The organism is Dactylosporangium sp. CS-033363 (assembly GCF_050942475.1).
GTDB lineage: Bacteria > Actinomycetota > Actinomycetes > Mycobacteriales > Micromonosporaceae > Dactylosporangium.
In genome coordinates this window covers 7,847,057-7,865,683 of the sequence record NZ_CP192032.1, presented here as the reverse complement: position 1 = coordinate 7,865,683, position 18,627 = coordinate 7,847,057, and the positions used below count along the sequence as shown (strand labels likewise).

General features: G+C 72.9%; 11 protein-coding genes. 7 read left to right on the top strand and 4 right to left on the bottom strand.

What is annotated here, in order from left to right; translation table 11 throughout:
- Positions 1–11: 11 nt before the first annotated feature.
- The 3 genes from ACQPZ4_RS36440 to ACQPZ4_RS36430 all read right to left on the bottom strand — a co-directional run bounded on the left by ACQPZ4_RS36440 (position 12) and on the right by ACQPZ4_RS36430 (position 3,642).
- Positions 12–833 (bottom strand): hypothetical protein, encoded by an 822-nt coding sequence (locus ACQPZ4_RS36440; protein WP_433046178.1) that lies wholly within the window; start codon positions 831–833, stop codon positions 12–14.
- Positions 834–1,002: 169 nt separating this feature from the next.
- A complete protein-coding gene (locus tag ACQPZ4_RS36435; RefSeq protein WP_433046176.1) occupies positions 1,003–2,655 on the bottom strand; it encodes a hypothetical protein in 1,653 nt (550 codons plus the stop codon).
- A 159-nt stretch (positions 2,656–2,814) separates the two neighbouring features.
- Positions 2,815–3,642, bottom strand: coding sequence for a chitosanase (locus tag ACQPZ4_RS36430; RefSeq protein ID WP_433046173.1), 828 nt, complete (start codon positions 3,640–3,642; stop codon positions 2,815–2,817).
- A 68-nt stretch (positions 3,643–3,710) separates the two neighbouring features.
- Between ACQPZ4_RS36430 and ACQPZ4_RS36425 the strand changes: the two genes are divergently transcribed.
- The 3 genes from ACQPZ4_RS36425 to ACQPZ4_RS36415 all read left to right on the top strand — a co-directional run bounded on the left by ACQPZ4_RS36425 (position 3,711) and on the right by ACQPZ4_RS36415 (position 7,856).
- Positions 3,711–4,025 carry a hypothetical protein gene (locus ACQPZ4_RS36425; RefSeq protein WP_433046170.1) on the top strand — a complete coding sequence of 105 codons (315 nt, stop codon included), beginning with the start codon at positions 3,711–3,713 and terminating at the stop codon, positions 4,023–4,025.
- Between the two features lie 336 nt (positions 4,026–4,361).
- A complete protein-coding gene (locus ACQPZ4_RS36420; protein WP_433046167.1) occupies positions 4,362–6,539 on the top strand; it encodes a bifunctional polysaccharide deacetylase/glycosyltransferase family 2 protein in 2,178 nt (725 codons plus the stop codon).
- Positions 6,540–6,569: 30 nt separating this feature from the next.
- A complete protein-coding gene (locus ACQPZ4_RS36415; protein ID WP_433046164.1) occupies positions 6,570–7,856 on the top strand; it encodes a protein kinase domain-containing protein in 1,287 nt (428 codons plus the stop codon).
- On the opposite strand, the gene ACQPZ4_RS36410 is transcribed toward ACQPZ4_RS36415, so the two are convergent.
- Positions 7,840–8,820 carry a LacI family DNA-binding transcriptional regulator gene (locus ACQPZ4_RS36410; RefSeq protein ID WP_433066816.1) on the bottom strand — a complete coding sequence of 327 codons (981 nt, stop codon included), beginning with the start codon at positions 8,818–8,820 and terminating at the stop codon, positions 7,840–7,842. The genes ACQPZ4_RS36415 and ACQPZ4_RS36410 overlap by 17 nt on opposite strands.
- Positions 8,821–9,011: 191 nt before the next feature.
- On the opposite strand from ACQPZ4_RS36410, the gene ACQPZ4_RS36405 reads away from it, so the two are divergent.
- The 4 genes from ACQPZ4_RS36405 to ACQPZ4_RS36390 all read left to right on the top strand — a co-directional run bounded on the left by ACQPZ4_RS36405 (position 9,012) and on the right by ACQPZ4_RS36390 (position 18,555).
- Positions 9,012–14,552, top strand: coding sequence for a GH92 family glycosyl hydrolase (locus ACQPZ4_RS36405; RefSeq protein ID WP_433046161.1), 5,541 nt, complete (start codon positions 9,012–9,014; stop codon positions 14,550–14,552).
- Positions 14,553–14,716: 164 nt separating this feature from the next.
- Positions 14,717–16,174: an ArnT family glycosyltransferase gene (locus ACQPZ4_RS36400; protein WP_433046158.1), complete on the top strand. Its 1,458-nt coding sequence runs from the start codon at positions 14,717–14,719 to the stop codon at positions 16,172–16,174.
- Positions 16,175–16,194: 20 nt separating this feature from the next.
- Entirely contained in the window at positions 16,195–16,941 is a 747-nt protein-coding gene (locus tag ACQPZ4_RS36395) for a class I SAM-dependent DNA methyltransferase (RefSeq protein ID WP_433046155.1), read from the top strand.
- 153 nt (positions 16,942–17,094) lie between these two features.
- On the top strand, positions 17,095–18,555 hold the full coding sequence (locus tag ACQPZ4_RS36390; protein ID WP_433046152.1) for a glutamate synthase subunit beta: 1,461 nt from the start codon (positions 17,095–17,097) through the stop codon (positions 18,553–18,555).
- The last annotated feature ends 72 nt before the right edge of the window (positions 18,556–18,627 follow it).

Sequence of the window (18,627 nt, the reverse complement as noted above, 5' to 3'; positions counted from 1 at the left end):
GCGGCCCGCGGCTAGGCGCGGGTCAGGCGGCAGGCGGCGAGTGACTCGGCGAGCCCTTCCGGCCGGGCCGCGTGCCGCCCGATGGCGGTGGCGATCCGGTTGATGGTGGCGAACCGCTTGTCCTTGAGCGGCCCGAGGATCGCGTTGTCGACGAAGTTGGGCCCGCCCTGGCCCTGCGTGGTGGCGAGGCGCTGCTCGGCCTCGGCGATCTGGGTGTCGAGCAGGGCGAGGTTGCGGTCCACCTCGGCCTGCGCCTGCGCCGGTACGGCGGGGAGCTTGTCCACGACCGACGGGCACGCGATGGTTCCGGCGGCTTCCGCGGTGGTCCTGACCGGGGCCGGCTTGGTGGTGCTGTTCGCCGCGCCGGTTCTTGTCCGGGCCGGGACGGCGGCGGTGGCGGGCGGCCGGCCTTGCACGAGCCGGCAGGGCGCGAGGGATTCGAGGCCGGTGGGCCTGGCCGCGTGCCGGCCGATGGCGATGGCGATGCGGTCGAGGGTGGCGGCCCGCTTGTCCTGCAGCGGCCCGAGGATCGCGTTGCGGACGAAGTTCGGCCCGCCTTGGCCCTGGCTGGTGGCAAGGCGCTGGTTGGCCTCGGCGACCTGGGTGTTCAAGAGTGTGAGGTTGCGGTCGACCTCGGCCTGGGCCTGCGCCGGTACCGCGGGGAGCTTCTCGGCGACCGACGGGCATTCGATGCTGCCGGGCGCGGCGTTCGCGGTGGTGTTCGTCTGGGCGGCGGCGACGCCGAGGCCGAGGCCGACGGTGAGCAGGGCCACCAGCCCGCCGAGCAGCAGCCAGCGCCGCCGCGGGCGGGGTTCAGTGTCGATTGTGGACATACGACCGCTCCTTCTCTCCCGATTCGCCGCCTGGTACGGGGACTTCGCGACGAGGGTTCAAGCGGTCCTGGCCCGCCCCGGTGCGGGGGCGGGCCGGCCTGAAAATTTCAGTCGCCCGGGCGCGACGCGGGCCGTGGCAGCACACGCGTCGCACCCGGGCTCGTCCTGCTCAGAACTGCCGGCGGCGGCGGAAGAGCAGCAGCCCCAGGCCGATCATGAGCAGCCCGGCGAAGGCGATCGTCGACACGCCGGGGCCGGTGACGGGGAGCGATCCGTCCAAGCTCTCGACGGCCGCATCCGCAACGCCGGCGGTCGTGGTGGTCAGCCCGACCGTGCTGATCGTGCCGCTCGTGGTGCCCGCGCCCGCCCCGGTGCCAGCGCCCGCCCCGGTGCCAGCGCCCGCGCCGGTGCCATTGCCCGCGCCAGCGCCGGTTCCGTCCCCGGTGCCCGTTCCCGTCCCGGTTCCGTCGCCAGTGCCAGTGCCAGTGCCAGTGCCAGTGCCAGTGCCGGTGCCGGTGCCGGTGCCAGTTCCCGTACCAGTGCCAGTGCCGGTGCCGGTGCCAGTGCCGGTTCCAGTGCCACTTCCCGTTCCGGTGGGCAGGAGGACGACGGCGAGGGAGAGGGTGGGGTTGGTGTCGAGGTCGGTGTTGACGTCGACGGTGGCGATGGTGCCGAGTTCCAGGGTTGCGCCGGCGTCGATGCCGTCGGTGAGGTCGAGGGTGGCGCCGGCGTTCACGGTGTCGCCGAGGTTGATGGCGAGGTCGGCGGTCGGGTCGGTGTCGAGGTCGGCGTTGACGTCGACGGTGGCGATGGTGCCCACCTCCAGGGTGGCGCCCGCGTCGATGCCGTCGGTGAGGTCGAGGGTGGCGCCGGCGTTCACCGTGTCGCCCAGGTTGATCGCCAGATCCAGGGACGGATCGGTCAGGTCGGCGTTCAGGTCCACGTCGGCCAGGTGGTCGACGGTGACGCCCGCGTCCACTGTGGTGTCGCCGAGGTCCAGGTTGACGTTCGCGGGGCCGGCGTTCACGTCGGCCGTGGTGCCGGTCGGGTCGGCGCCGATGAGCACGTTGATCGGGGCGGTTGCCGGGGAGGTGCCGCCGACGTCGATGGTCGCCTGCACGCCAGAGTTGTTCACGCCGGCGTTGACGTTGGCGATGTCGCCGACGGTGACGCTGGTCTGCAGGCCACCCTGACCGTTGGACGCCGGCGTACCGCCGAGTCCTAGATCGAGGTTGACCTGGACACCATTGCCACCGCCGGCCGAACCGCCGCCGCCCGCCGTCGTCGTCGTGCCGCCGCCGGTCGTGGAGCCGCCGCCGGTCGTGGAGCCGCCGCCCGTCGTAGTAGTGCCGCCGCCGGTCGTCGTCGAACCGCCCGTGGTGGTCGACCCGCCGCCCGTGGTGGTCGACCCGCCGCCCGTGGTGGTCGTGCCGCCGCCCGTGGTCGACGAGCTGCCACCGCCGGTCGTGGTGCCGCCCGAGGTCGTGGTCGTGCCGCCGCCCGTGGTCGAAGAGCTGCCGCCGCCCGTCGTGGAGCCGGCGGTTGTGGTGCCGCCCGAGGTTGTGGTCGAGCCGCCGGTTGAGGACGGGGAGCCGCCCAGGGTTACGTCGAGCTGGACGCCGTTCGTGGTGCCCAGGTTGACGTTGGCCACGCCCGGGACGGTGATCGCGGCGCCCGTGTTGCCCAGGTTGATCGAGGCCAGGCCCGGGAGGTTGATGCCCAGGCCGGGCGCGTCCGAGGCCTGGGCGGCGCCGGCGCTCAACAGCCAGATTCCGCCCGCGAAGCCCGCGGTGACGAGGCCTCGCAACACCCATTTGTGCATGACGTACCTCCAAGCAACGAACTGTGTGTCACCGAGCAACTCCGCAGAGTCACGCTCGGTGACAGTCACTGTGCGGGAGCGAAAAGGGTGCTCGCAAGGTTGCTGACGGTTGCAGTACTGCAAGCGCGGCACTTCTGACCGATCGCCCGACAGGACGGATCAACGCAGGTCGTACTCGTCGCCGTCGAGGGTGACCGCCAGCGGCGCGGCGAGGTCGTAGGCGGCGCGGTTCACCAGGTCGCGCAGGGCGCTGACCCGGTCCACCGACTCCGACCAGGCGTCCCGGGTGTCCCGATCGTGCGGGTTGCGCAGCGTGTCGGCCCGCACGTCCAGGAACGCCACCAGCCAGGCCGGTTCCGCTACGCCGGCCGCCGGTGTGCCCCCGGCCCGCTGGGTCGCGCGGGCGATCAGCGCCGGCAGGCCGTCCGGGTCGTCGGCCGTGCCGTGCTGGACCGCGCTGTCGAACAGCACCGCCACCCCGAGCGGCGTGCGCAGGCCGAGGCGGTGGGCGTGCTCGAGCGCCGGGTCGAAGGCGAGGCGGTCGGTCAGCCGGTCCTGCTCGGCCCGGAACGCCGGGTCGCCGGCCGCGGCCCGCCAGTCCTCGGCGAACCCGGGCAGCCCGCCGGTGTCGTCGCTGCCCGCGTCGGCCAGCTCGCGCAGGCGGGGCAGGTGCCGGGCGAGCCGGCTGCCGGGCGCCGCGGCGTCGTACACCTCGACGATCTCCCGCACCTCGGTGCTGCTGGTCGTGAAGCCGATCGTGCCGCAGGTCAGGCCGCGGCCGTCCGCCAGCTCCTCGACCGCGCCGTACTGCGGCTCCGGCCCCCCGTGCTCGAACAGGCTCACCAGCTCGTCGGCGACGTAGCGCTGGCGCTCGGACAGCGCGATCGTCGACGGTCCGTGACCGGGCTCCGGCCACGCGGAAGTCCCGCAGGCCCCCGTCAGGACCGCCAGCAGCATTGCCGCAATCCGGATTCGCGCAGCTCGCATCGACGATCAGGCTACCCGCGACCGCCGCGGATCATGCGAGGTTCGGCATGAGCTTCTATGTTCGAACGGTGACGGACCAGCCTGTGCAGCCCGGGACGACCCGAAAGATTGGTCGCGCCAGGCTCGGGCGGGCCGTCGGCAAGGCGCCGCTGCCCGAGCGGGCCCCGACGACCGTCATGCGCGACGCGGCGCAGGCCCCGCCACCGGTGTTCGTCGATCCCAGTGGTGCCCGCCGCAAACGGGTGCGCCGCATCGTGTACCTCGCCGGCCTCCTGCTGCTGGCCGCGCTCGTCGCCCTGTGGCTGAGCCAGTTCCTCGGCTCCACCCGCCCGCCGGCCGGACGCTGCCCCGGTACCGCGGCGAGCCCGGCGGCCTGCCGATGACCGTCTACCGCGCCGTGCAGCCGGCCACGCTGACGACGACCGCGGCGAGCCCGGCGGCCTGCCGATGACCGTCTACCGCGCCGTGCAGCCGGCCACGCTGACGACGACCGCGGCGAGCCCGGCGGCCTGCCGATGACCGTCTACCGCGCCGTGCAGCCGGCCACGCTGACGACGAACGCGGCGAGCCCGGCGGCCTGCCGATGACCGTCTACCGCGCCGTGCAGCCGGCCACGCTGACGACGAACGCGGCGAGCCCGGCGGCCTGCCGATGACCGTCTACCGCGCCGTGCAGCCGGCCACGCTGACGACGAACGCGGCGAGCCCGGCGGCCTGCCGATGACCGTCTACCGCGCGGCGCAACCGGAACCCGACCCGCTGACCACGAGCTCGCTGCCCGCGGTGCGCCGCCGCCGTACGGCGCTGCGGGTGCTGCTGGCCGTGCTCGCCCTGGCGCTGATCGCCACGTTGCTGTTCATCGAGGCGTACACGAACAGCGGGTTCGCGCCGGACCACGAGGGACCCGGGGATAGGGCCGCGGGCCGGGTGCCGGCCGGGATCCGCGACGGCGGGCCGATTCTCGACGCGACCGGGGGACAGGCGCGGTCGGTGCGGGTGCCGGACCGTACCGTCGCGTTGACCTTCGACGACGGCCCCGACCCGACCTGGACGCCGAAGATCCTGCAGGTGCTGCGCCGCCACGGCGTGCACGCGACGTTCTTCGAGATCGGCGCGGAGGTGGCCCGGCACCCGGAGCTCTCCCGGCGCGTGCTGGCCGAGGGGCACCAGATCGGCGCGCACACGTTCAGCCATCCGCAGCTCGCGGACCTGCCGGGCTGGCGGCAGCGCCTGGAGCATGCGCAGACCCAGATGCTCATCTCGTACGCCACCGGGCGCTCGACATCCCTGCTCCGCCCACCCTACTCGTCGGTCCCGGACGCGCTGAACGACCGCGACTGGGACACGATCGCGGCGGCGGGCGGCCAGGGGTACACCACGGTGCTCAACGACCTCGACAGCCGCGACTGGGCCCGCCCCGGCGTGGACGCGATCGTGCGGGCGGCGACCCCGGAGGGTCAGTCGGGCGCGGTCGTGCTCTTCCACGACGCGGGCGGCGACCGCGCGCAGACCGTCGCCGCGCTCGATCGGCTGATCCCGCAACTGCAGCAGCGGGGGTACCGGTTCGCGACCATCGCCGAGGCCACCGGGACCGAGGCCGGGGCGGCCAACCCGCCCGCGAGCGCCGCCGCGGTCTGGCGCGGGCGGGGGCTGGCCTGGTCGATCCGGCTGGCCGACGCGAGCTGGTGGGTGCTGTGGGGCCTGCTGCTCCTGGTCGGCGCGCTGACCCTGGCCCGGGCGCTGCTGCTGTTGCTCTTCGCGGTGCGCCACTCCCGCCGCCGGCGGTCGGTGACGTGGTCCTGGGGGCCGCCGGTCACCGAACCGGTGACGATCGTGGTGCCGGCCTACAACGAGCGCACGACCATCGAGCCGGCGGTGCGCTCGCTCGCCCTGTCGGCCCACCCCGGGGTCGAGGTCATCGTGGTGGACGATGCGAGCACAGACGGTACAAGCGAGGCGGTTGAAGCCCTTGGCCTGGGCAACGTGCGCGTCGTGCGGGTCCCGCCGGGTGGCAAGGCGACGGCGCTGAACACCGGCGTGGCGCTGTCCCGCAACGCCTTGATCGTGATGGTCGACGCCGACACGGTCGTCGAGCCGGATTCGGTGCACCGCCTGGTCCAGCCGTTCGGCGACGGGACGGTCGGCGCGGTCGCCGGCAACGTGAAGGTCGGCAACCGGCGGGGGTTGCTCGGCAAGTGGCAGCACATCGAGTACGTGATGGGCTTCAATCTCGACCGCCGCCTGTACGACACGTTCGGGTGCATCCCGACCATCCCCGGCGCCCTGGGCGCGTTCCGCCGGCGGGCCCTCACCGACGCCGGCGGCCTGACCACCGACACGATCGCCGAGGACACCGACCTCACGATGGCCGTGCACCGGGCCGGCTGGCGGGTCGTGTACCAGGAGACCGCCCGCGCCCACACGGAGGCGCCGGCCACGCTGGGGCAGCTGTGGAAGCAGCGGTACCGCTGGAGCTACGGCACCATGCAGGCGATCTGGAAGCACCGCGGCGCCGTGCGCGACTCCGGCCCGTCCGGCCGCTTCGGCCGCCGCGCCCTGCCGTTCATCACCCTGTTCAGCGTGCTCCTGCCGCTGCTCGCGCCGCTGCTGGACATCCTCGCGGTGTACGGCACGTTCTTCCTCAACCGCACCGAGACCGCCATCGGCTGGGCCGCCATGCTGGTCGTGCACGCCGTGACCGCGATCCTCGCCTTCCGCCTCGACCGGGAGCAGCTCGGTCCACTGTGGACGTTGCCGCTGCAGCAGCTGGTGTACCGTCAGGTGATGTACCTGGTGCTGCTGCACTCGGCGATCACGGCGGTCACCGGCCGGCGTTTGCGCTGGCAGAAGCTGCGCCGCACCGGGGAGGTGGACGCCGTACCGGCCGGCGGTGCATAGCGACCCGCCTGGATGGGTAGACGACCTGACGTGGCCAGCCAAGGAGACCTCCTCAACGACCGCTACCGGCTCGACGACCGCATCGCCGCGGGCGGCATGGGCGAGGTCTGGCGCGCGGACGACACCCTGCTGGGCCGCCGCGTCGCGGTGAAGCTGCTGCACGACGGCCGGGCCGGCGACCGCGAGTTCCAGACCCGCTTCCACCACGAGGCGCGGGCCATGGCGGCCCTGCGCCACCCGGGCATCGCCGCGGTGTACGACTACGGCGAGACGGGCGACGGCTCGGCGTACATCGTCATGGCCTTCATCGACGGCCAGCCCCTGGACCGCCGCATCGCCGCCTCCGGCCGCCTGGACCCGGCGACCACGATGTCGATCGTGGCGCAGGCCGCGCACGCCCTGGAGGCCGCCCACGAGGCGGGCATCGTCCACCGCGACGTGAAGCCGGGCAACCTCATCGTCCAGCCGGACGGCACCGTGGTCCTGGTCGACTTCGGCGTGGCCCGCTCGGCGGACCTCGCCGCGGTGACGGCCACGAACGACGTGGTGGGGACGGCCCTCTACATCGCGCCGGAGCAGGTCTCGAAGCAGGCCATCGGGCCGGCCACGGACCTCTACGCGCTCGGGGCCGTCGCGTACCACTGCGTGGCCGGGCATCCGCCGTTCATGGGGGACAACGCGGTGGCGATCGCGGTGCGCCACCTGCAGGACACCCCGCCGCCGCTGCCGCCGGACGTGCCGTCATCGGTCGCGCGGCTGATCACGACGGCGATGGAGAAGGACCCTTCGCACCGGTACCCGTCGGCAGCCGCGATGGCGGCCGCCGCCGAGTCCTACGGAGCTCCGGCGGCGATCGCCACCGTGCCGGTTCCGGTGGCGGCCCCGGTGGATGCGACGGGCGGCACGCTGACCGAGGAGCTGGGGCCGCTGCCGGAGCGGCGGCGGCCGATGGTGCCGTGGCTGCTGGCGCTGGCGGGGCTGGTCGTGATCGGCCTCGTCGTGTGGCTGGGGACCTCGGACTCGCTCTTCAACGGCCCTGGCCAGTCGCCGTCGCCGACCGGCACCGCCCCGGACCGGTCGGGCGTGGGCACGGCGCCCGAGGGTGGCGGGGGCGGCGGCACGAAGCCCACCGGCGGGACCGAGCGGACCGGCCGCCCGACCGCGACGGGCAATCCCGGCGCGACCCAGACGACCGCGGGCGGCGGGGGAGGGGCGACCCCGACCGCGACCGGCGGCGACGAGACGACCGAGCCGGAGCCGACCCCGACCCAGGCCGCCGAGGCGACCGGCAAGCCCGTGGTCACCACCAGCGGCTGAGGCCCCGTGAGACCAATTCGGTGGGCAGGACCACGGTGTGCGGCCAGGAGCGGTCGCCGTCGATGCGGCGGAACAGCAGCTCCGTCGCGGTGCGGGCCAGGGCCCGGCTGTCGTAGGCGATCACCGTCAGCGGGTACGGCACCAGCCTGGCCAGCTCGAAGTCGTCGAAGGCCAGCAGGGCCGCGTCGCTGCCACGGCGGTGGAGTTCCTCGATGACGCCCAGGGTGATGCGGTTGTTGAGGCTGAAGAAGGCCGTCGGCGGGTCCGGCTGGTCCAGCAGGGACGCGACCACCCGCCCGGCCTCGGCCGGGTCGCGGACGCCGTCGCGGACCAGGGTCTCGTCGTACGGGGCGCCCGCCTCGACCAGGGCGTCCTGCGCGCCGTCGAGGCGTTCGCGCATGGTGTAGACGCCGATCGAGTCGAGCAGGACGGCGATGCGGCGGTGGCCGGCGGCGACCAGGCGGCGGACGCCGTCGCGGGCGCCGCCGCGGTTGTCCAGCAGGACCGTGTCGGCGCGCAGGTTGCCGGGCGGGCGGTCCAGGAAGACCACCGAGGTGCCGAGCTCGACCTCGGGGCGCAGGAACGAGTGGTCGTGGCCGGCCGGGACGACCAGCAGGCCGTCGACCCTGCGGGCGCACAGGTCGCGCAGGAGCTGCTGCTCGCGGGCCGGGTCCTCCTCCGAGCTGGCGATGATGAGCATGGTGTCGCGCTGGCGGGCGATCTCCGCCGCCGTGCCGGCGATGGTGGCGTAGAACGGGTTGGCGATCTCCTCGATCAGCAGGCCGATCGTCGCCGTGGCCTGGCCGGAGCGCAGGGAGCTGGCCAGGTGGTTGCGGCGGAAGCCCAGCTCGGCGACGGCGGCGAGGACGCGCTCGGCCAGTTCGGGCTGGACGTACGGGGCGTCGTTCACGACTCGCGACACGGTCTTCAGGCTCACGCCGGCCCGTGCGGCCACGTCCGCCATGGTGGGACGCCGGGTGCGGCCCGACTCGCTTGTCACGCGACAGACGATAGCGGTACGGGGCTGAGCTTTGACAACGTTGGCAGAAATCGCTGATCAAACCCATGGATCTTGACAACGTTGTCAGGTCGGGACAGGCTGACGCTCGCCACCGGGCGTCCCCTGCGCCCGTGGATCACCCGTGGAGTACCCGCATGAGAAAGCTAGCCGGGGCAGTCGCGCTGCTGCTGCCCATCGGCCTGCTCGTCGCCGCCAATCAGGCGAGCGCGGCCGCCCCGCCCGGTAACTTCGGATCATCCTTCGAGTCCACCGACCCGCAGCCGGCCGCGACCACCGTCGAGGTCGGCAAGGACGGCAAGCCGATCCAGGGCAACCTGTCCGGGTCCAGCCCGAACGGCCTGCCCGGCAGCCTGCTCGCCCAGGTCGCCGCGATCACCGCCAGCGCCGAGAACCCGCCGAACGAGGTCGCGGCCCGGCTGGCCGACGGCAACCCGTCCACCAAGTGGCTCGCCTTCAACCCCACCGGCTGGGTCGCCTACCAGCTCAAGGCGCCGGCCGCCGTGGTGAAGTACGCGATGACCTCCGGCGGCGACGCGCCCGGCCGGGACCCGAAGGACTTCACGATCCAGGGGTCCAACGACGGCGCCCAGTGGACCGACCTGGACCGCCGCACCGGCCAGACGTTCAGCGGACGGTTCGCCACCAACACGTACAGCTTCGCGAACACGACGGCCTACAGCTGGTACCGGCTGAACGTCACCGCCAACTCCGGTGACTCGCTGATCCAGCTGGCCGACTGGGACATCAGCGACGGCACGGACACCCGGCCGCCCGCGACCCCGATGGTCAGCGTGGCCGGGGCGGGTCCCGTCAGCGGGTACAACATGAAACCGAACGCCGGCTTCACGGGCCTGGCGTCGCTGCGGTATTCGGGCGGGGCCGAGGCCGACGGGCGCTCGTTCGCGACGAACCGGCTGTTCGACGTGAACATCCCGGTCGGGCCGAAGTCGCGGCTGTCCTACAAGATCTTCCCGGAGTACACCGGGCAGGACGCGCAGTACCCGTCCACGTACGCCGCGATCGACCTGCACTTCACCGACGGCACGTACCTGAGCGCGCGCTCGCCGCTGGACCAGCACGGCTACGCGCTGACCGCGGCCGGCCAGGGCGCCTCCAAGGTGCTCTACGCCGACCAGTGGAACGCGGTGCAGTCCGAGATCGGCGCGGTCGCGAACGGCAAGACGATCGACCGGATCCTGCTCGCGTACGACGACCCGCAGGCGAGCGCCGCGACCCGGTTCCAGGGCTGGATCGACGACGTCACGGTGACCGGCACGCCCGCCGCGATCGACGGTGCCAGCCTCACCAACTTCGTCGACACGCGGCGCGGCACCAACGCCTCCGGGTCGTTCTCGCGCGGCAACAACCTGCCGATCTCCGCGGTACCGAACGGCTTCAACTTCTTCACGCCCGTCACGAACGCGACGTCGGACTCGTGGGAGTACGAGTACCAGCGCGCCAACAACGGCGCGAACCTGCCCACGCTGCAGGGCCTCGCGATCTCGCACGAGCCGAGCCCGTGGATGGGCGACCGCAACCAGATGTCGGTCATGCCGGTCGCGGCCGGCGGCAACCTGACGGGCGCGCCGAGCAGCCGGGCGCTGTCGTTCAGCCACGCCGACGAGATCGCCCACCCGGACTTCTACCAGGTGAAGACCGGCAACGGGATCACCGCGCAGCTCTCGCCGACCGACCACGGCGGCGTCATGCAGTTCACCTTCCCGGCCGGGCAGGCCACCGGCAGCCTGGTGTTCTACAACGGCACGTTCACCATCGGCACGGACGGGACGTACACCGGCTGGGTCGACAACGGCAGCGGCCTGTCCGCCGGGCGCTCCCGGATGTTCGTGGCCGGCACCTTCGACCGCGCCCCGACGGCCACCGCGGCCTCGGCGGCGACGTTCGACACGTCGGCCGACGCCACGGTGACGCTGCGCATCGCGACCTCGTTCATCTCGCTCGACCAGGCCCGCAAGAACCTCGACCTCGAGGTGACCGGCCGCAGCTTCGAGCAGGTCCACGCGGCGGCGACCGCGGCGTGGCAGGACCGGCTGGGCCGCGTCGAGGTCAAGGGCGCGAGCGAGACGCAGCTGGTGACGCTGTACTCCAACCTGTACCGCCTCAACCTCTACCCGAACTCGCAGTCGGAGAACACCGGCACCGCCGCCGCGCCGCACTGGCAGTACGCCAGCCCGGTCTCGGCGCCGACCGGCACGTCGACCGCGACCACCACCGGCGCGAAGGTCGTCGACGGGCTCATCTACGTCAACAACGGCTTCTGGGACACGTACCGCACCGTGTGGCCCGCCTACACGCTGCTGTACCCGGACGTCGCGGCGCGCATCGCCGACGGGTTCGTGCAGCAGTACCGCGACGGCGGCTGGATCGCCCGCTGGTCCTCGCCCGGCTACGCCGACCTGATGACCGGCACCAGCGCCGACGTGGCCCTCGCCGAGGCGTACCTCAACGGGGTCAAGCTGCCCGACCCGATGAGCGCCTACAACGCGGCGGTCCGCGACGCGACGGTCGTGTCCGCCCAGAGCGGCGTGGGTCGCAAGGGCATCCAGACCTCGCAGTTCCTCGGCTACACGCCGACGTCGACCGGCGAGTCGGTGTCGTGGGCGCTCGAGGGGTACATCAACGACTACGGCATCGGCAATATGGCCGCCGCCCTGGCCAAGGACCCGTCGACCCCGAAGGCCGACCGGGACCGGCTCAAGGAGGAGTCCGAGTACTTCCTCCAGCGGGCCCGCAACTACGTCAACCTGTTCGACCCGAGCAGCAAGTTCTTCCAGGGCCGCGACGCGTCCGGCACGTTCCTCAACGGCAACCCGCTGGACTGGGGCGGCGTCTACACCGAGACCGACGGCTGGAACTTCGCCTTCACGGCGCAGCAGGACGGGCAGGGCCTGGCCAACTTGTACGGCGGGCAGGACGGCCTGCTCCGCAAGCTCGACGAGTTCTTCGCCACGCCCGAGAAGGCCGACCACCCCGGTGGCTACGGCGGCACCATCCACGAGATGCTGGAGGCGCGGGCCGTGCGCCTGGGCCAGCTCGGGATGAGCAACCAGCCCTCGCACCACATCCCCTACATGTACGACTACGCCGGCGCTCCCGCGAAGACGCAGGCGATCGTGCGGGAGATCCTGCAGCGGCTCTACGTCGGCAGCGAGATCGGCCAGGGCTACCTGGGCGACGAGGACAACGGCGAGCTCTCGTCGTGGTACGTGCTCAGCTCGCTCGGCCTCTACCCGCTGCAGGCCGGCTCGTCCAACTGGGCCATCGGCTCGCCGCAGTTCACCAAGATGACGGTGCACCGCAAGAGCGGCGACATCGTGGTCAACGCCCCGAACAACAGCACGGCCAACGTGTACGTCCAGGGCGTCAAGGTCAACGGCAAGAAGCTCAAGGACGTCTCGATCGACTCGTCCGTCCTCGCGCGGGGCGGGACGATCGACTTCGACATGGGCAACAAGCCCTCCTCGTGGGGTACCGGCAAGAACGACGCCCCGCCGTCGCTGACCAAGGGCGACGACGCGCCGCAGCCGCTGCAGGACACGACCGGCCCGGGCCTCGGCACCGCGACCGCGACCGGCGGGCAGGACGCGGCGAAGCTGTTCGACGACACGTCGGCCACGCAGATGACGTTCGCGAGCGGGACGCCGCAGATCAGCTGGGCGTACCGGGGCGGCAAGCAGAAGCCGACGTGGTACACGATCACCTCGGGCGCGAATGCCGGTGACCCGGCCGACTGGAAGCTGCAGGGCTCCCGGGACGGGGTCAGCTGGAGCACGGTGGACTCCCGCAAGGACGAGGCGTTCACCTGGCGTAACCAGACCCGGCCGTTCCAGATCAAGAATCCGGGCAAGTTCACCCAGTTCCGGCTGGTCGTCACCAAGACCGTCGGCGCCGCGCAGACCAACCTCGCGGAGATCGAGCTGCTGCGCGGCGGCGACGTCGAACTCGGCGGCGGCGACGTCACGGTGACCCCGGCGGCCGCCGTGCCCGCGACGAACGGGGTGGCGGTCTCGGTACCCCTCGCCACGGTCACGGGTGGCACCGCGACCGCGTACCAGGCGACCGTGGACTGGGGTGACGGCACCCCGGCGACCACCGGCACCGTCGCGCTGAGCTCGCGGGCCGTCTACAGCGTCTCCGGCTCGCACACCTACGCCCAGCCCGGCTACTACCAGGCCGCCGTCACGGTGACCGACGGCAGCAGCCAGGACTCGGCCACGGTCGGCGTCGACGTCGGCTTCGCGCCGGCGAACGGGCTCACGGCCGCCTTCGACTCGGTCTGCATCGGCGACGAGGGCGTGCTCGCGGCCAACTGCGACGCGAAGAACTGGGCGTACTCCCGGGCGGCCCTCACCGCCGGCGGCGTCACCCAGGGCGTCTCGCACGACGTGCCCGGCACCGCGCTGCACTTCACGCTGCCGAACACGCCGGGCGGCCAGCCCGACAACGCCACCGGCAACGGCCGGACGATCGCGCTCGACCTGCCCGCGGACGCCACGAGCATCTCGTTCGTCGGCGCCGGCACCCAGGGCAACCAGAGCACGACCGCCACGGCGACGTTCAGCGACGGCACCACGGCGAGCCTCCCGATCCAGTTCAGCGACTGGACGCTGGGCGGCAACCCGAACGGCACGCCGTCCTACGGCAACGTCGTGGTCGCCAAGACCGCGTACCGGTTGCTCGGCACCAGCCGCGACGGGGCGCAGCCGTTCCTGTTCGCGACGGCGCCGTACCAGATCCCGGCGGGCAAGACGCTCGTCTCGGTGACCCTGCCCACGCAGTCCGGCGACCCCGGCTCCGCGGGCCGGATCCACGTGTTCGCCATCGCCGACGACGGCACCCCGCCGCCGGCGCTGGCGACCACGGCCCCCGGGAACCAGACGGCCACCACCGGCGCGGTGTTCACGGCCGCGCTGGGCACGGTCACCGGCGGCGTGGGCGGCTACCACGCCCGCGTCCAGTGGGGCGACGGCACTGTTCCTTCAGACGCCGTCATCGGTACCGGTGGTGCGATCACGGCCCAGCACACGTACACCGTGAAGGGCTCTTTCACTGCCCACGTCACGGTCTGGGACAGCCGCTCCAGCACCACGTCGGCGTTCACCGTCACGGTCGGGGGCGGCGGCAAGCAGCCCACGATCTCGGCGGCGCGCTCCGGTTCCACGATCGCCGTGGACGGCACCGGCTTCAACGCCGGCGAGCAGGTGCGCGTCCAGCTGGCCGGCAGCGACGCCACGGTCAAGGCCACCGCGGCCGGCGCCGTGCACACGTCACTGGCGGCGCCGGCACCGGCCGGCCTGTACGCGGTGACCGCCGAGGGCGCCACGTCCCAGGCCCCGGCCACGGCCACCATCGAGCTCACCGCCCCGCAGGTGGCGATGGGCCCGCAGCCGCAGATCACCCTGTCGGCCACCGAGGGCCCGCGCGGCACGGCGCTGACCCTCGACGCCTCCGGCTTCGCGCGGAACGAAACGGTCACGATCACCTTCGGCGACGGCCTCGCCGCGCTGACCGTCCACGCCAACGCCGACGGCATCGTCCCGGCCGCTTCCTTCAGCGTCCCGGGCAACGCCGTGGCCGGCAGCGCCACCAGCATCCAGCTGGCCGGCGCCGACTCGAAGATCCGGGTCGAGGTGCCCTTCACGGTCACCTACTGACCCGCGAGCAGTTCGAAGCCGCCGGTGGGCCCCGCGCCCACCGGCGGCTTCTCGCATCGTGCTGGCGGACGAGGCGTCTCCTCCGATCGGCGTACTCCGATCGCGGCCCGGAAATCGGTCGCGCGGCGCATGCGCGGGGCGGTGGGCGCTGAAAGCCTGGAGCCGTGGACGAGCGGTTCGACCGGCGGGTGGTCGTGGTCGGGGGCGTCGTGTTCGCGGTGCTGATGGCGCTGTCGACGCGGTACGGCTACCAGCGCGACGAGCTCTATTTCCTCGACTGTGCGCGGCATCTGCAGCCCGGGTACGTCGACCAGCCGATGCTCGCGCCGCTGCTGGCGCGGGTGTCGCTGGAGCTGTTCGGGACGTGGCTGCCGGGGCTGCGGCTGTGGCCGGCGCTCGCGGCGGGGGCGACCGTCGTGATCGGCGGGCTGACCGCGCGGGAGTTCGGCGGGACGCGCAGAGCGCAGCTGTTCGCGGCGGTCGGGGTGGCCACGATGCCGGCGCTCTGGGCCGCCTCGCACGTCGCCAACACGACGCCGTACGCCGTCCTCGCGCTCGCCGCGCTCGCGTTCGTCGTGGCGCGGATCGGGCGGACCGGGGACGTGCGCTGGTGGCTGCTCGGCGGGCTCGTCACCGGCCTGGGGCTGATGAACAACCACCAGGCCGGGTTCTTCGCCCTCGCCGTGGTCCTCACCGGCGGGCGGCGGGCGGTGCTCAACCGGTGGTTCGCCGCCGGGGTCGCGATCGCGGCCGCCTTCGTGGTGCCGGAGCTGTGGTGGCAGGCGCAGCACCACTGGGCGACCGTCGAGATGACGCGGCAGCTGAACCGGGAGAACGGGGGACTGGGCAACGCGCCCGTCTGGGTGGTGGGGCAGCTGCTCATGGCGAGCCTCGCGCTGGTCTGGGTGTGGGCCGCCGGCCTGTGGCACCTGTGGCGCAGCGGCCGTCCACTGTGGAGGGCGCTGGCCTGGGCCTACGGGCTGCTGTTCGCGCTCTACGCCGTCACCACGGGCCTGAAGGTGTACTACCTGATGGGCGCCTACGTGTACCTGCTCGCCGCGGGCGCGGTGGCCGTCGACGGGTGGTTGCACGCCCGCGGCCGGCGCGTCGTCGGCGTGGCGCTCGCGGTGTGCACCGCCGTGTTCGCCGTACTGCTGCTGCCGGTCCTGCCGCCCACCGGGATCGGCCGCGAGCACAAGATGGACGACACGCTCGCCGACACCGTCGGCTGGCCGCAGCTCGTCGCCACCGTCGGGTCGGTCTGGTCCTCGCTGCCGCCGGAGCAGCGGGCCGGCGCGGTGATCTTCACCGAGAACTACGCCGAGGCGGCGGCCGTCAACGAGCTCGGGCGGGGACTGCCCACCGCGGTCAGCGGGCACAACAGCCAGTGGTGGTGGGGGCCGGGCAACCCCGCGGCCACGACGGTCGTCGCCGTGGGGCCCGGGAGCGACCCGGAGTACGCCGGCTATCTCGCGCGGTACTTCACCGACGTGCGCGAGGCGGCCACCATCACCAACCCGTACGGCGTGCCCAACATCGAGTCCGGCGGGCACGTCTGGGTGTGCACCGGCCTGCGGGAACCCTGGCCGCAGCTGTGGCCCCGGCTGCGGCACTACGACTGAGGGCCAGGTAGGGTCTTGCGGTGATCGATGCGGACGGGTACTTCGGGGAACGGGTCGCGGCCAGGTACGACGAGTCGTCGGCGGACATGGCGGAGCCCGAAGTGGTCGAACCGGTGCTCGACACGCTCGTGGAACTCGCCGACGGTGGGCGGGCCCTGGAGCTCGGCATCGGCACCGGCCGGATCGCGCTGCCGCTCGCCGCGCGCGGCGTCCCGGTCCATGGGATCGACTTGTCCCGGGCCATGGTCGCCCGGCTGCGCGAGAAGCCCGGCGGCGACGCGATCGGGGTGACCATCGGCGACTTCGCCACGGCGAAGGTCGACGGAGCGTTCTCGCTCGCCTACCTGGTGTTCAACACGATCATGAACCTGACGACGCAGCAGGCGCAGGTCGACTGCTTCCGCAACGTGGCGGCGCACCTGCAGCCCGGCGGGCGGTTCGTGATCGAGGTCATGATGCCCGATCTGCGGCGGTTGCCGCCCGGGCAGGACGCCGTGCCGTTCCACGTGAGCGAGACGCGCTGGGCCTATGACCTGTACGACGTGGCGACCCAGGCGATGAGCTCGAACTACGTCGAGGTGGTCAACGGACGGGGCGGGTTCCGGTCGATCCCGTTCCGCTACGTCTGGCCCGCCGAGCTGGACCTCATGGCGCAGATGGCCGGGCTGCACCTGCGCGACCGGTGGGCCAACTGGCACCGTGAACCGTTCACGAGCGAGAGCACCCAGCACGTGTCCGTCTGGGAGAAGCCCGTCCTGCCCGACTGAGGGTGTGGCGCATTTGGCTGTCCCGGGGCCTTGCGCTGCCCCGGGGCTGTTCCGCTACGGTGCCATGCACGGCCGTGGGACGGCCGTCTCACATTTCGGGCCAACGTTGTCCCGTCGCGATCTGGTTGCACCGACCGCCACGGAGGCCAGTCCATGCCCGATCCGATGGGATTCATGAAGTACCGCCGGCAGCTGCCGCTGTTGCGCCCCGTCGCCGAGCGCGTCGCCGACTGGCGTGACGTCTACCAGCGGGCCGACGAGCAGCTGATCCACGAGCAGTCCAGCCGGTGCATGAACTGCGGCGTGCCGTACTGCCACAACGGCTGCCCGCTCGGGAACCTCATCCCGGACTGGAACGACTTCGTGCGGGTCGGCGACTGGGAGCGGGCCGCGGACGCGCTGCACGCCACCAACAACTTCCCCGAGTTCACCGGGCGGCTGTGCCCGGCGCCGTGCGAGGCCGCCTGCGTGCTCGGCATCGGCGACGACCCGGTCACGATCAAGCAGGTCGAGGTCGAGATCATCAGCCGGCTGGCCGATCGCGGGCCGCTCGAGCCGTTCCCGATCGTCGCGCGCTCCGGCCGCAGCGTGGCCGTCGTCGGCTCCGGGCCGGCCGGACTGGCCGCCGCCCAGCAGCTCGCCCGGGCCGGCCACGCGACCACGGTCTACGAGCGCAGCGACGCCATTGGCGGCCTCCTGCGGTACGGGATCCCGGACTTCAAGCTTGAAAAGACGCACATCGACCGCCGCGTCGCGCAAATGGTCGCCGAGGGTGTGCAGTTCATCACCGGCTGTGCGGTTGGCGTCGACGTGTCGCTGGCGGAACTGCAAGAGCAATACGACGCGGTGGTACTGGCCTGTGGTGCCCTCGACCCCCGCGACGTCCCCACCACGCCGGGCCGGGACCTCACCGGGATTCACCAGGCGATGGTGTACCTGGAGGGCAGCAACCGGGTCGTCGCCGGCTCGCTCGACGCCCCGCCCATCGACGCGGCCGGCCGGCACGTCATCGTGGTCGGCGGCGGCGACACGGCCGCGGACTGCCTCGGCACCGCCCACCGCCAGGGCGCGGCCAGCGTGCGCCTGGTCGAGGTGGCCCCGCTGCCCCCGCCGAAGCGCGACGGCACCCGCGACCCGTGGCCGACCTGGCCCACCACCCTGCGCACCGCCTCGGCCCACGAGGAGGGCGGCGAGCGGCACTTCAGCTGCGCGGTACGCCGCTTCATCGGCGACGACGACGGCAACCTGCGCGCCGTCGAGCTGGTCGACGTGCTGGTCGGCCCCGGCTTCACGCTGACCGAGGTCGAGGGCACGGTCCGCGAGGTCCCGGCCGACCTGGCCCTGCTCGCGATCGGCTTCGCCGGCACCCAGCCCGGCGAGCACCTGGCCCAGGCCGGCCTCACCCGCAACGCCCGCGGCACGATCCAGGCGGACGACGACTGGCAGACCACCACCCCGGGCATCTTCGTGGCCGGCGACGCCCGCCGCGGCCCGTCGCTCATCGTGTGGGCGATCGCCGAGGGCCGCTCGGCCGCCGCGGCGGTCAACCGCTACCTCGGCGACGGCGGCCGCCTGCCCGCCCCGGTCACCACGCTCTCGATGCCCCTCAAGTAGCCGCGTCTCCCCGGCCGCGCCCGCCGCGGCCGGGGTCTGCGCGTCGGTCCGGGCGGTGTCGCCCGGACGATG

Excerpts from the sequence above, each read along its gene's own strand:
- ACQPZ4_RS36440 (WP_433046178.1), bottom strand. The coding sequence starts at position 833 with ATGTCCACAATCGACACTGAACCCCGCCCGCGGCGGCGCTGGCTGCTG.
- ACQPZ4_RS36435 (WP_433046176.1), bottom strand. The coding sequence starts at position 2,655 with ATGCACAAATGGGTGTTGCGAGGCCTCGTCACCGCGGGCTTCGCGGGC.
- ACQPZ4_RS36430 (WP_433046173.1), bottom strand. The coding sequence starts at position 3,642 with ATGCGAGCTGCGCGAATCCGGATTGCGGCAATGCTGCTGGCGGTCCTG.
- ACQPZ4_RS36420 (WP_433046167.1), top strand. The coding sequence starts at position 4,362 with ATGACCGTCTACCGCGCGGCGCAACCGGAACCCGACCCGCTGACCACG.
- ACQPZ4_RS36410 (WP_433066816.1), bottom strand. The coding sequence starts at position 8,820 with ATGGCGGACGTGGCCGCACGGGCCGGCGTGAGCCTGAAGACCGTGTCG.
- ACQPZ4_RS36405 (WP_433046161.1), top strand. The coding sequence starts at position 9,012 with ATGAGAAAGCTAGCCGGGGCAGTCGCGCTGCTGCTGCCCATCGGCCTG.
- ACQPZ4_RS36390 (WP_433046152.1), top strand. The coding sequence starts at position 17,095 with ATGCCCGATCCGATGGGATTCATGAAGTACCGCCGGCAGCTGCCGCTG.